General features: G+C 63.9%; 8 protein-coding genes. 7 read left to right on the top strand and 1 reads right to left on the bottom strand.

The window, feature by feature from the left end:
• Positions 1 to 23 precede the first annotated feature (23 nt).
• The 3 genes from LO50_RS06600 to LO50_RS06590 all read left to right on the top strand — a co-directional run bounded on the left by LO50_RS06600 (position 24) and on the right by LO50_RS06590 (position 3508).
• The gene (locus LO50_RS06600) at positions 24 to 1367 is read left to right on the top strand and encodes an alanine/glycine:cation symporter family protein (protein WP_023445343.1); all 1344 of its coding nucleotides are present in this window, start codon (positions 24 to 26) and stop codon (positions 1365 to 1367) included.
• Between the two features lie 140 nt (positions 1368 to 1507).
• The gene (gene tpx, locus LO50_RS06595) at positions 1508 to 2008 is read left to right on the top strand and encodes a thiol peroxidase (RefSeq protein ID WP_044314489.1); all 501 of its coding nucleotides are present in this window, start codon (positions 1508 to 1510) and stop codon (positions 2006 to 2008) included.
• A gap of 312 nt (positions 2009 to 2320) precedes the next feature.
• Entirely contained in the window at positions 2321 to 3508 is a 1188-nt protein-coding gene (locus LO50_RS06590) for an NAD(P)-dependent oxidoreductase (RefSeq protein WP_044314488.1), read from the top strand.
• A gap of 104 nt (positions 3509 to 3612) precedes the next feature.
• Here LO50_RS06590 and LO50_RS06585 read toward each other — a convergent pair whose 3' ends face one another.
• Complete coding sequence (locus tag LO50_RS06585; RefSeq protein WP_044314487.1) at positions 3613 to 5079, bottom strand: lipid II flippase MurJ; 1467 nt, start codon at positions 5077 to 5079, stop codon at positions 3613 to 3615.
• Between the two features lie 281 nt (positions 5080 to 5360).
• Between LO50_RS06585 and LO50_RS06580 the strand changes: the two genes are divergently transcribed.
• The 4 genes from LO50_RS06580 to LO50_RS06565 form a co-directional block, all read left to right on the top strand.
• The gene (locus LO50_RS06580) at positions 5361 to 6602 is read left to right on the top strand and encodes an MdtA/MuxA family multidrug efflux RND transporter periplasmic adaptor subunit (protein WP_044314486.1); all 1242 of its coding nucleotides are present in this window, start codon (positions 5361 to 5363) and stop codon (positions 6600 to 6602) included.
• Positions 6599 to 9679, top strand: a complete 3081-nt coding sequence (locus LO50_RS06575; RefSeq protein ID WP_044314485.1) for an MdtB/MuxB family multidrug efflux RND transporter permease subunit — start codon at positions 6599 to 6601, stop codon at positions 9677 to 9679. Before LO50_RS06580 ends, LO50_RS06575 begins: the two co-directional genes overlap by 4 nt.
• Positions 9680 to 9707: 28 nt before the next feature.
• Positions 9708 to 12812 carry an efflux RND transporter permease subunit gene (locus tag LO50_RS06570; protein ID WP_044314484.1) on the top strand — a complete coding sequence of 1035 codons (3105 nt, stop codon included), beginning with the start codon at positions 9708 to 9710 and terminating at the stop codon, positions 12810 to 12812.
• Positions 12809 to 14258 (top strand): efflux transporter outer membrane subunit (locus tag LO50_RS06565; RefSeq protein ID WP_044314483.1); only part of this gene is annotated, 1450 nt, incomplete at its 3' end. The genes LO50_RS06570 and LO50_RS06565, both read left to right, overlap by 4 nt.

Below are 14258 nucleotides of genomic sequence, written 5' to 3'. Positions count from 1 at the left end.
CCTATAAGAAATAAGGTGCTCGAATGGAATTTCTGAATAACCTCGTCAATAGCGTCAACGGCCTCGTCTGGGGCCCACCCATGCTGGTGCTGATCCTTGGTACCGGTCTGTTCCTGATGATCTTCCTCAAGTTCATGCCGCTGACCCGCATCCCGACCGGCTTTGCGCTGATGTGGCGCGGACGCACCAAGGGTGACGAAGCCACTGGCGAAATCAGCCCTTTCCAGGCGCTGATGACCTCGCTGGCGGCGACCGTGGGTACCGGCAACATCGCAGGCGTGGCCACGGCCATCTTCCTCGGCGGGCCGGGTGCGCTGTTCTGGATGTGGTGCACCGCGCTGGTGGGTATGGCCACCAAGTACTGCGAAGTCGTACTGGCGGTCCACTACCGTGAGAAGGACGACCGCGGCGAGCACGTTGGCGGCCCGATGTACGCGATCAAGAACGGTCTGGGCAAGAAGTGGATCTGGCTGGGTACCGCCTTCGCCATTTTCGGTGGCCTGGCCGGCTTCGGCATCGGCAACATGGTGCAGGTCAACAGCATGGCCCACGCGTTGGAAACCACCTTCTCGGTACCGCTGTGGGCGACCGGCCTGATCACAATGGTGATCGTCGGCCTGGTGATTCTCGGCGGTATTCGCCGTATCGGTGTGGTCGCCGCGTCGCTCGTACCGTTCATGTGCCTGGCGTACCTGATCGCCGCGGCCGTGGTGCTGGTCGTCAATGCCTCGGCCATTCCAGCGGCATTCGACCTGATCTTTACCCACGCCTTCACGCCGATCGCCGCAACCGGTGGCTTCGCCGGCGCGGCGGTCATGGCGGCGATTCGCTTCGGTGTTGCCCGCGGCATCTTCTCCAACGAGGCGGGCCTTGGTACCGCTGGTATCGCTCAGGCGGCCGGAACCACCACCAGCTCGGTGCGCTCGGGCATGATCGGCATGCTGGGTACATTCATCGACACCATCATCGTCTGCTCGATGACCGGCCTGGCGATCATCTGCACCGGGGTCTGGACCAGCGGCGAAAGCGGTGCGGCGCTGTCCGCGGCAGCCTTCGAGTCGGCCATGCCGGGTATCGGTGGCATCATCCTGACTATCGCGCTGGTGGTCTTCGCCTTTACCACAATCCTTGGCTGGAGCTATTTCGGCGAGAAGTGCTGGGAGTTCCTGGTCGGCACGCGAGCCATCTGGCCGTTCCGCGTGATCTGGGTTCTGGCAGTGCCGTTCGGCGCCATTGCCCAGCTCGACTTCGCCTGGTTGTTGGCCGATACCCTCAACGGCCTGATGGCGATCCCCAACCTGGTTTCGCTGTTGCTGCTGAGTCCGGTAGTGGTCAAGCTGACCAAGGAATATTTCGCACGTAGCTGATGTCCGATAGCGACCGGTGCAGGCCAGCCAGCGCTGCATCGGTCGTGCAACAGGAACAAGCCCGTGTCGACCATCCAGGTCGTGGAGCTGCGCGTTCCACGACCTTTTTTATTGCCTATTCATATCGAGGAGCGAAGCAAATGACTGAAATCACCCTGAAAGGCACACCGATCCAAGTGGCCGGTGACTTCCCCCAGGCCGGCCAGCAGGCCAAGGCGTTCCGCCTGGTGGGCGCTGACCTTTCCGATGTCGAGCTGTCGAGCCTTGCCGGCAAGCGCAAGATTCTCAACATCTTCCCGAGCATCGATACACCGACCTGCGCCACCTCGGTGCGCAAGTTCAATGCTCAGGCCAATGCCCTGGAAAACACCGTGGTGCTGTGCATCTCCGCCGACCTGCCGTTCGCGCAGAAGCGCTTCTGTGGCGCCGAGGGGCTGGAGAATGTCATCAACCTGTCCACCATGCGCGGCGTCGAGTTCCTCAAGGATTACGGCGTAGCGATTGCCAGCGGTCCGCTGGCCGGGGTCGCGGCTCGCGCGGTAGTCGTGCTCGACGAACAGAATCGTGTCCTGCACAGCGAGCTGGTCAACGAGATCGGCAGTGAACCGAACTACGAGGCAGCCATCGCCTCGCTTGGCTGATCTGCCTTGCTACGACGAAACGGCGAGTGGCTTTTAATAGCACTCGCCGTTTTGTTTTCTGGCGACAGAAATCCATCGGTTGGTGCGAAACCGCCCGTCGTCGTCAATTAGCGTGAACCCTCCGAGACAACTACTTTCAGGCATGCCGCCCGGCTTCAGCGTCGCGGGTGTGGAGAAGTCTGCAAAAGTGGCAAATAGGCAGCTTTTCAAAAATCTTTTCGCTCAGCTGCTGTCATAGCGCTGATGCCCATTGAATGGATTCAGTTTATGCCTACCTCAGAGATCAAGAAAATCGGTGTTTCCGGAACCGGAATGATCGCCCGCGGCTTCGTGCGGTTAATCAAGAAACACTATCCGGACATGGAAATCTCGCGCGTCCTGACACGCCGGCCGCTCTCAACGATGGCTGACTTCCCGTTGGCAGACGTCCTCACCAACTCGCTGGATGAGCTGATCGATCATTCCGATCTGATTGTCGAGTGCAGCGGTGACGTGTTCCATGGGACTTCAGTCATTGAACGCGCTTTCGAAGCGGGCTTGCAGGTGGTGACGGTCAACGCCGAACTGCAGGTGACCACGGGCTCCTTCCTGGCTGGCAGGGGTTTCCTCACCGAAGCCGAAGGCGACCAGCCAGGTTCGCTTGCGGCCCTGCATGAAGACGCGCTGCAGATGGGCTTTCAGCCGCTGGTGTACGGCAACATGAAGGGCTATCTGAACCATGATCCGTCGCCGGAAGACATGGCCTACTGGGCCAATCGACAGGGGATCAGCGTCGATCAGACCACGTCCTTCACCGACGGCACCAAGGTGCAGATCGAGCAGGTGATCATCGGTAACGGCCTGGGCGCCACCATTACCCGTCAGGGCATGGAGGGGCTGGCCTCGACCAACCTGGACGACAGCGCCAGCCTGCTCGGCATGATGGCCGAGCGAGCAGGGCAGCCAATCGTCGACTACGTCATTCCTTCCGGCTACCCGGCCGGCGGCGTGTTCCTGGTGGGCAGGCACGACGAGGATCAGGCGCAGGCAATCGAGTACTTCAAGCTGGGCCGCGGGCCGTTCTACACGCTGGTGCGTCCGTTCCACCTCTGCTCGCTGGAAGTGGGCAAGACCGTGCGCCGCGTGCTGAATGGCGGTGGTGTGCTGCTCAACAACTCGACCGAACCGACCCTTGGCGTTGCGGCCATCGCCAAGCGCGCCATGAAGCCGGGTGAGCTGATCGAGCGCGGCATCGGCGGTTTCCAGTTCCGTGGCGAGGCGATCAAGCTGGCCGAGCACCCGGATCACGTGCCGATCGGTCTGCTGCGCAAGACTGCGCTCAAACGCGCCGTCGAGCCTGGCCAGATCATCACCTTCGACGACATCGACATTTTGCCGAGTCGCGCGCTGGATATCGTGCTGGAGCAGCGCAAGCCGCGCATGACCCAGGTCGAGAGCAAAGGGTCGGACTGGACCACACCTGGCATCAGCACCATGGGAATGCTCGCCTTCGGTGGTTGAACGACGCTCAAACAAAGAGGCCGCTGTCTGACGTCAGCGGCCTTTTTGTTTCTGTTGTCGGTGATGATCGAAAGAGCGGCGATTCAGGGACCGCCGCGTTGCCGTCAAGCCTTGCGCATGGACCAGTAGCGTGGCTTGAACAGGTCGCGCTCGCCGAGCAAGGTCACGCCGGCGGCGAAACCGATCAGCACCAGGCCGATATAGACGCAGAGTTCGATAAAACCTTGTGGCTGAGGCACGAAGTGCAGCGCGGCGGCCAACACCGCTGCTGTCGCGGCCCAGCGCGCGAGCACAGCCACACCGGCGCCCTTGGGCGAGGCGCGATAGACGAACAACCCCATGAACAGCGCCTGCAGCGTGACACCGCTGGAGAAGGCCAGTGCCAGACCGGCGGCGCCATAGTGCTTGTAAAGCGCGGCATCCAGGCCGATGGTCATGGCCGAGCTGATCAGCGTGATCACCAGAAACAGGCGAACCTGGTGCTGGGCGAGCAGGGCGCGGCCCCAGAGCAGGGCGAGCCCCATCGACGGCAGACCAAGCGCGTAGATGACCATCAGCGAAGCCGTTGCCTGGGTTTGCGTGGCGCCGAACTCGCCGCGCTCGAGCAGTACCGCGACCACCGCTTCCGGGAAGGAGCAAAGCACGACGGTGGCCGGCACGAGGAACAGCAACGTCGCCAGCAGCCCCTTGCGAATCACCGCGGCATGAGCGCTGTGATCCTGCTCGTTCCAGCTGGAGGAGAACTGCGGAAAGAGCACGGAAAGCACGGACATCGCGTACAGCGTCAGCGGGATGGTGACGATGCGGAAGGCGAACGACAGCATGGTGATGCTGCCTTCCTCAAGGAATGAGGCGAACATCCGCTCGGCCAAAATGCACGCCTGCTGAGCGCCAGCGGCCATCAGTACCGGGGCGAATGCCAGGCCGAACTGACTGCCGTGACCTTTTTCCAGCGGTTGCGCCTCTCCCCGCAGGTAATGAATACGGCGGTGCTGCACGACGATCAGGGCCAACTGCGGCAAAAGCATGCCGAGAAAGATCACCATGCCGCTGGGTTCGAACAGCAGAATCCCGATGATGGCCCCGGCATTGAGCAGCAGGGTTCGTGTCATCGGCATGACGAACACGTTGTCCATGTTGAGCAACGCGCCCTGGCAGTACAGCGCGGCCTGTACGCCGATCAGCAGCGCGCCGACGCAGAAGACCAGTTGTCCGTTGGCGACCTGTTCCGGTGTCCAGCCCGGTGCCAGGGCGTTCAGCACCCAGTAGCTGGTCAGCAGTATCAACAGGCAGGCCGCGCCACCGAGCAGCATGATGCGCCAGTAAAGCCAGCGCGCGACCGCCTCGAACAGCGATTGCGACTGGCTGCGCAGCTTCTGCAGGTAAGGGATCATGGCGTCGCGCAAGGCGAGGCCGAGAAAGTTCTCGAAGAACAGCGGCAGGATCAGAGCGACGAAGATGAGGTCCGCTTCCCAGCTGAGGCCGAAGGAGCGGGCGATGAACAGATCGCGAAGAAACCCGAGAAGAAAACTGGCGACGGTCAACGCCAGAATGACCAGCGATACATTCATTCCTTGATCCTTGCTGGCCATCGATGATGGCCCGTTAGCGACACGACAATGTCCGATTCGACGTGCTGGCAGACCACACGGCCTGCTTACAGCTCTTCCCCTCGCAGCCCGGTGCCCGAGAAGAACGCTAAATAGACTTAAGACCCGGCACATGGTTCCGACGCGCACCGGCCTGTCTGGGGCTCTTCATACATGCCGATACGTAAAAATGCCGTAAAGGCACTTTGCGAGCGGTTCGCGACTGCTTATGGTTCACGCTCCTTTTCAAGCGAACCCCGTTCATGACCGTGGCTCATCCTTCTTCCGCGCGTTCCAGCCTTCGTTGGCTGCTCATCATCCTCGCCGTAGCTGCCATCGGGCTGCTGGTCTGGTGGCTGTGGCCTGCACCTCAGGAAAACCCTCAGCGGCCGGGCGGGCGTCCGGGCTTCGGCGCGTTTGGCGGGCCTGTGCCCGTGCGCGTGGCCAAGGTGGAGCAAGGTGAGTTCGAAGTCTTCAACAAGGCGCTCGGCAGCGTGACGCCGTTGAATACCGTCAATCTGCGCAGCCGGGTCGGTGGCGAGCTGGTCGAGCTGCGTTTCGAAGAGGGGCAGCGTGTCAAGAAGGGCGATCTGCTGGCGGTGATCGACCCTCGCCCATACAAGGTCGCGCTGCAACAGGCGGAGGGCACCCTGCAGCAGAACCGCGCGCAGCTGAAGAACGCGCAAGTGGATTTCGAGCGTTATCGCGGTCTCTACGCCGATGACAGCATCGCCAAGCAGACCCTGGATACTCAGGAAGCGCTGGTCAGCCAGTACCAGGGCACGCTGGCCGCCAATCAGGCGTCGGTCAACGAGGCGCGCCTGAATCTCGAGTTCACCCAGATTCGCTCGCCCATCGATGGTCGGGTCGGCCTGCGCCAGCTCGATGTGGGCAATCTGGTAGCTGCCAACGACACCACGCCGCTGGTGGTGATCACCCAGACCCAGCCGATGTCCATCAGCTTCACCCTGCCCGAAGGCGAGTTGCTGCCGGTGCTGACGCGCTATCGCCAGGGCGATGAGCTTGCAGTGCAGATTTGGGATCGCGGTGAAAAGATCCAGTTTGGCGAGGGCGTGCTGGAGAGCATCGATAACCAGATTGATGCGACTACCGGCACGCTGCGCCTGAAGGCGCGTTTCGACAATGAAGCGGAGCTGCTGATCCCCAACCAGTTCGTCAACGTGCGCCTGCGGGTGGAGACCCTGCGTGACGCCGTGTTGATTCCGTCTGCGGCGCTGCAGTTCGGTTCGCGCGGCACCTTCGCCTATGTCGTCGGCGACGACAACAAGGTGGAGCTACGGACGTTGCAGGCCGGGCCTACCAACGGCGCGACCACGGTGGTGCTCGACGGCTTGAAGGTGGGCGAGCGGGTGGTGATGGAAGGTACCGACCGACTGCGCGATGGCGCTGAAGTGGAGGTCGTCGGCAGCCAGCGCATGGCCGAGCAGGCTGCGGAAAATCCGGTGCTCGGGGGCGGTGAGGCTGCGGAGCGCGAAGAGCGATGAACATCTCGCGGTTGTTCATCCTGCGACCGGTTGCTACCACGCTGAGCATGATCGCAATCCTGCTGGCAGGACTGATCGCCTACAAGCTGTTGCCAGTGGCGGCATTGCCGCAGGTGGACTACCCGACGATCCGTGTGATGACGCTGTATCCCGGTGCCAGCCCCGAAGTCATGACCAGCGCCGTTACCGCACCGCTGGAGCGCCAGTTCGGGCAGATGCCTGGGCTCGAGCAGCTGTCATCCACCAGTTCCGGCGGCGCCTCGGTGATTACCCTGCGCTTTTCGCTGGACGTGGCGCTGGATGTCGCGGAACAGGAAGTGCAGGCCGCGATCAACGCGGCGAACAACCTGCTGCCCAACGATCTGCCGGCGCCGCCGGTGTACAACAAGGTTAACCCGGCCGACACGCCGGTGCTGACCCTGGCCGTGACGTCCGAATCGCTGCCGCTGCCCAAACTGCATGATCTGGTCGACACGCGCATGGCGCAGAAACTGGCGCAGATCAACGGCGTCGGCATGGTCAGTATCGCCGGTGGCCAGCGGCCGGCGGTGCGTATCCGCACCAACCCGGAAGCACTTGCCGCGTACGGCCTTTCGCTGGCCGACGTGCGCTCGCTGATCACCAGCTCCAACGTCAACCAGCCCAAAGGCAACTTCGACGGCCCGACCCGGGTGTCGATGCTCGACGCCAACGACCAGCTGAAGACGCCTGAGGAATATGCCGAGCTGATCCTCACCTACGAGGATGGCGCCGCGCTGCGGCTTAAGGATGTCGCGGACATCATCGACGGCGCCGAGAACGAGCGCCTCGCGGCCTGGGCCAACGAGAGCCAGGCGGTGCTGCTCAACGTCCAGCGCCAGCCCGGTGCCAATGTCATCGACGTGGTCGAACGCATCCAGGCGCTGCTGCCGGAAGTGACGGCCAGCATGCCGGCCGGCCTGGATGTGGTGGTGCTCACCGACCGTACCCAGACCATCCGCGCCGCCGTCACCGATGTGCAGCATGAGCTGATGCTCGCCACCTTCCTGGTGGTGATGGTCACCTTCGTCTTTCTCAAGAAGCTCTCGGCCACGGTGATCCCGTCAATTGCCGTGCCGCTGTCGCTGGTCGGCACCTTCGCGGTGATGTACGTCTGCGGTTTCTCCCTGAACAACCTGACCTTGATGGCGCTGACGATTGCCACCGGCTTCGTGGTGGACGATGCAATCGTCATGCTGGAGAACATCGCGCGGCACCTGGAGGAGGGCGAGACACCGCTCAACGCCGCGCTCAAGGGCGCACGGCAGATCGGTTTTACGCTGATCTCGCTGACCTTCTCGCTGATCGCCGTGCTGATCCCGCTGCTGTTCATGCAGGATGTCGTCGGCCGGCTGTTCCGCGAGTTCGCCATCACCCTGGCGGTGGCGATTCTGATCTCGCTGGTGGTGTCGCTGACGCTGACGCCGATGATGTGCGCCAAGCTGCTCAAGCCGCAGACGGCCGCCGACGCCAAGCCTGACTGGGTCGAGCGCCTGATCGGCGGTTACTCGCGCTGGCTGACCTGGGTATTGCGCCACCAGACGCTGACCCTTCTGGTCGCGGTTGCGACGCTTGGCCTTACCGTCGTGCTCTATCTCGCCGTGCCCAAGGGCTTCTTCCCGGTGCAGGACACCGGCGTGATCCAGGGCATCAGCGAGGCGCCGCAGTCGATCTCCTTCCGCGCCATGAGCGAACGGCAGCAGGCACTGGCGCGGGTGATTCTTGCCGATCCGGCGGTGGACAGCCTGTCGTCCTACATCGGCGTGGATGGCGACAACGTCACGCTCAACAGCGGCCGCCTGCTGATCAATCTCAAGCCCCACGGCGAGCGAGACCTGACTGCCAGCCAGATCATCGACCGGCTGCGACCGGAGCTGGCCAAGGTGCCAGGTATCGAGCTGTACCTGCAGCCGGTGCAGGATCTGTCCATCGAGGATCGGATCAGCCGCACGCAATTCCAGTTCAGCCTCGAGACGCCGGACGGCGAGCTGCTGCAGGAGTGGACGCCGCGGCTGGTCGAGGCGCTGCGCGAGCGGCCGGAGCTGACCGATGTGGCCAGCGACCTGCAAAGCAGCGGCCTGCAGATCTATCTGGACATCGACCGCGACGCCGCGGCGCGCCTGGGCATCCAGGTCGCGGATATCACCGATGCGCTGTACGACGCCTTCGGCCAACGGCAGATTTCCACCATCTTCACCCAGGCCAGTCAGTACCGCGTGGTGCTGGAGGCAGAGGCGGGCAACCGCCTCGGTCCGCAGGCGCTGGAGCAACTGTTCGTGCAGAGCGAGGGCGGCACGCCGGTGCGGCTGTCGAGCCTGGCGCGGCTGGAACAGCGCAACGCGCCGCTGCTGATCAACCACATCGGCCAGTTCCCGGCGGTGACCCTGTCGTTCAACCTGGCCGAAGACGTGTCGCTGGGCAAGGCGGTGGAGGTGATCGAGGCGGTGGAGCAGCAGATCGGCCTGCCGGCCGGCATCCAGACCCGCTTCCAGGGTGCGGCCGAGGCTTTCCGCGCCTCGCTGTCCAGCACGCTGCTGCTGATCCTCGCCGCGGTGGTGACCATGTACATCGTGCTCGGCGTGCTCTACGAGAGCTACATCCACCCGGTCACCATTCTTTCCACCTTGCCGTCGGCGGCGGTCGGCGCGCTGCTGGCCTTGCTGCTGACCGGCAACGACCTCGGGCTGATCGCGATCATCGGCATCATCCTCCTGATCGGCATCGTCAAGAAGAACGCGATCATGATGATCGACTTCGCCCTGGAGGCCGAACGGCAGCAGGGCATGAGTCCGCAGGACGCGATCTATCGCGCGGCGCTGCTGCGTTTCCGTCCGATCCTGATGACCACGCTGGCGGCGCTGTTCGGTGCGATTCCACTGATGCTGGCATCCGGCTCCGGTGCCGAGTTGCGCCAGCCGCTCGGTCTGGTGCTGGTCGGCGGTCTGCTGCTCAGCCAGCTGCTGACGCTGTTCACCACACCGGTGATCTACCTGTTCTTCGACCGCCTCGGCCATCGCTTCGGGCGTCGCCGCGAGCCGCTGGCGGAGGCTCAAGCGTGAGCCGGCCTGCGATCGTGCGGGGGCGGGTATGAACCTTTCCGCACCCTTTATCGCCCGTCCCGTGGCGACCATGTTGCTCAGTCTGGCGATCCTGTTGCTGGGTGGTGTCAGCTTCGGCCTGCTGCCGGTATCGCCGCTGCCGAACATGGATTTCCCGGTAATCACCGTGCAGGCCAGCCTACCCGGCGCGAGCCCCGAGATCATGGCCTCCAGCGTCGCGACCCCACTGGAGCGCTCGCTGGGCAGCATCGCCGGCGTCAGCCAGATGACCAGTCGCAGCAGCCAGGGCTCGACGCGGATCATCATCCAGTTCGACCTGGACCGCGAGATCAATGGCGCCGCCCGCGACGTGCAGGCGGCCATCAACGCCGCGCGCAACCTGCTGCCCAGCGGCATGCGCAGCATGCCCACCTACCGCAAGATCAATCCGTCCCAGGCACCGATCATGGTGCTCTCGCTGACCTCGGACGTGCTGGACAAGGCCGAGCTGTACGACATCGGCTCGACCATCCTGGCGCAGAAGCTGTCGCAGGTGTCCGGCGTCGGCGAGATCCAGGTCGGCGGCAGCTCGCTGCCCGCCGTGCGCATCGAGCTGCAGCCGCAGCAGCTGGAGCAGTACGGCGTGTCGCTGGACGAAGTGCGCCAGACCATCGCCAACGGCAACGTGCGCCGACCCAAGGGGATGGTCGAGGACGCGGACCGCCACTGGCAGGTTCGTGCCAACGATCAGCTGCACGAGGCGGCCGACTACACACCGCTGATCATCCGCTACCAGGACGGTGCGGCGCTGCGCCTGGGCGATGTCGCAAAGGTGCGCGATTCGGTGGAGGACCGCTACAACAGCGGCTTCTTCAACAACGAGCAGGCCGTGCTGCTGATCGTCAATCGCCAGGCCGGCGCCAACATCATCGAAACCATCGAGGGCATCCGCCGCGAACTGCCGGCGCTGCAGGCGATCATGCCCGGCAGCGTCGATCTGAACATCGCCATGGACCGCTCGCCGGTGATCCGCGCCACGCTGCACGAGGCCGAACGCACGCTGCTGATCGCGGTGGCGCTGGTCATCGTGCTGGTGTTCCTGTTCCTCGGCAGCCTGCGTACTGCATTGATCCCGGCGCTGGCGGTGCCGGTGTCGCTGGTCGGTACCTTTGCCGTGATGTACCTGTTCGGCTTCTCGCTGAACATCCTCTCGCTGATGGCGCTGATCCTGGCCGCGGGCCTGGTGGTGGACGATGCCATCGTGGTGCTGGAGAACATCGCCCGGCATATCGACGACGGCATGCCGCCGTTGAAGGCCGCCTACGTCGGCACCCGCGAAGTCGGTTTCACGTTGCTGTCGATGAACCTCTCACTGGTGGTGGTATTCGTCTCCATCCTCTACATGGGAGGCATCGTCGAGCGGCTGTTCCGCGAGTTTTCCATCACCCTGGCGGCGGCGATCCTGGTCTCGCTGCTGGTTTCGCTGACGCTGACACCGATGCTCTGCGCGCGCTGGCTCAAACCGCATCATCCCGCGCAGGAAGGGCGTCTGCAGCGCTGGAGCCACCAGGCCCATCAGTGGTTGCTGCGTCACTACGACCGGTCGCTGAGCTGGGCACTGCGGCACCGTCGCATCACGCTGCTGAGCTTGCTGGCGACCATCGCGCTGAACGTTGTGCTCTACGTGCAGGTGCCAAAGACCTTCCTGCCACAGCAGGACACCGGCCAGCTGACCGGCTTTATCCGCGGTGATGACGGCCTGTCCTTCCAGGTCATGCAGCCGAAGATGGAAGTCTTCCGCAAGGCGGTGCTGGCGGATCCGGCGGTGGAGAGCGTGGCGGGCTTCATCGGCGGGCAGGGCGGCATCAACAATGCTTTCATGATCGTGCGCCTCAAACCGCTGAGCGAGCGGAAGATCTCGGCGCAGAAGGTCATCGAGCGCATCCGCAAGAACCAGCCGAAGGTGCCTGGCGGGCGCATGTTCCTCATGGCCGATCAGGACCTGCAGTTCGGCGGTGGCCGGCAGAGCAGTTCGGCCTATTCCTACACGTTGTTGGCGAGCGACCTGAACGACCTGCGCACCTGGGTGCCGCGGGTCACCCAGGCACTGTCGGCGCTGCCGGAACTGACCAGCATCGACGCCAATGACGGCGAGGGGGCCCAGCAGATCAGCCTGAAGATCGATCGCGATGCGGCCAAGCGTCTGGGCATAGACATGAGTACGGTGACCACGCTGCTCAACAACGCCTTCAGCCAGCGGCAGATTTCCACCATCTACGAATCGCTCAACCAGTACCAGGTCGTGATGGAGATCGACCCCAGCTACGCGCAGTACCCCGAGGTGCTGGAGCAGATCCACATCATCACAGAGGATGGCCGGCGCGTGCCGCTTGCCGTGTTCGCCCGCTACGAACGCAGCCTGGAGGAGGATAGGGTCAGCCACGACGGGCAGTTCGCTGCGGAGAACATCGATTTCGACCTCGCGCCTGACGTCAGCCTCGATCAAGCGACCCTGGCCATCGAGCGCGCCGTCGCCGCCATCGGCATGCCGAGTGAGGTACAGGGCCGCCTCGGCGGCACCGGCAGCGCCTTCGAGAGCACTCAGCAAGGCCAGCCACTGATGATTCTCGGCGCCTTGCTGCTGGTCTACATCGTGCTGGGCATCCTCTACGAGAGCTACATCCATCCGCTGACCATTCTCTCGACACTGCCATCGGCCGGAGTCGGCGCGCTGCTGGCGATCATCCTCACCGGCGACCAGTTCAGCCTGATCTCGCTACTCGGGCTCTTCCTGCTGATCGGCGTGGTGAAGAAGAACGCGATCCTGATGATCGACCTGGCGCTGCAGTTCGAGCGCAACGACAGGCTGTCGCCCGCCGATTCGATCCATCGCGCCTGCCTGCTGCGTTTCCGGCCGATCCTGATGACCACCATGGCGGCCATTCTCGGCGCGCTGCCGCTGCTGCTCGGCGGCGCGGAGGGCGCCGAGATGCGCCAGCCGTTGGGTCTGACCATCATCGGCGGTCTGCTGCTGAGCCAGATCCTGACCCTCTACACCACGCCGGTGGTCTATCTGTACCTGGACCGCCTGCGTCATCGTTTCAACAGCTGGCGCGGTGTTCGCACCGATGCCGCCCTGGAAAACCCGCTATGAATCCGTCGTCGCTGAGCCCCTCATCGCTGAAGCATGCCCTGCGGCCCCTCGCGGCTGCCGTGCTGGCCCTGTCGTTGGGCGCCTGTACCCTGGGCCCGGACTATCAACGTCCGGAGCTGCCCGTGGCTACCGAATTCAAACAGGCCGAAGGCTGGAAAGCCGCGGCGCCGGCCGATGTGCTGGAGCGTGGCGCGTGGTGGCGGCTTTATGGCGATGCCGAGCTGGACGCCCTGGTCGCCCGGCTGAATGTCGACAATCAGAACCTGGCCGCGGCCGAGGCCCAGTTCCGTCAGGCCCGGGCACTGGTACGCGGTGCACGCTCGCAGCTGTTCCCGATCCTTTCCGGCAGTGCCGGCGTGACCCGTTCAGCGCAGGGCAGTGGTAGCTCGGACACCAGCGGCGGCTCGTTCGGCAGTGGCGTCAGCGAAAGCTACGAAGCGGGCCTGAGTGCGTCCTGGGAGGCGGATATCTGGGGCCGACTGCGGCGCAATCTGGAAGCGAACCGCGCCAGCATGCAGGCCAGCGCCGCAGATTTGGCCGCAGTGCGGCTGAGCCTGCAGGCCGAGCTGGTGCAGACCTACCTGCAGCTGCGGGTGATCGACGAACATCAACGCCTGCTCGACCAGACCGTCGCGGCTTACGCACGCTCGCTGCGCCTGACCGAGAACCAGTATCGGGCCGGCATCGTGCCGAAATCCGACGTCGCCCAGGCGCAGACGCAACTCAAGAGCACCCAGGCCCAGGCCATCGACCTGCGCTGGCAGCGGGCGCAGATGGAACATGCGATCGCCGTGCTCATCGGCGTTGCGCCCTCGGAGCTGGATATTGCGGTGCGCGAGGACATCCCGGCGCTGCCGGGCGTGCCGCTAACCGTGCCTTCACAATTGCTGGAGCGTCGTCCAGACATTGCATCAGCCGAGCGCCAGGTCATGGCGGCCAATGCCAACATCGGCGTTGCCGAAGCGGCCTGGTACCCGGACCTGACGCTTTCGGCGAGCGGTGGTTACCGTAACAGCAGCTTCAGCGACCTGTTCAGTGTGCCCAACCGTTTCTGGTCGCTCGGCCCGCAACTCGCGCTGACACTGTTGGACTTCGGCAGCCGGCGCGCCGAACTGGAGCGTGCCGAAGCCAGTTATGACCAGACCGTGGCCACTTACCGGCAGACCGTGCTCGATAGCTTCCGCGAGGTGGAGGATTACCTGGTGCAGCTGCGGGTGCTGGAAGAGGAGGCGGTTGTGCAGCGCGAGGCGCTGGAGGCGGCACAGGAGTCTCTGCGTCTGATCGAGAACCAGTACCGGGCAGGCACTGTCGATTTCCTCAGCGTTGCCACGGTGCAGACCACCGCGCTGAACAACGAGCGCACCAACCTGACCCTGCTGGGCGATCGGCTGACCGCCAGTGTGCTGCTGATCGCCGCGCTCGGCGGTGGCTGGGATAGACAGCAGC

The organism is Stutzerimonas stutzeri (assembly GCF_000935215.1).
In the GTDB taxonomy this organism is placed as follows: domain Bacteria; phylum Pseudomonadota; class Gammaproteobacteria; order Pseudomonadales; family Pseudomonadaceae; genus Stutzerimonas.
The sequence above is the reverse complement of the archived record's forward strand: the minus strand, read 5'-3'. Positions and strand labels throughout refer to the sequence as shown.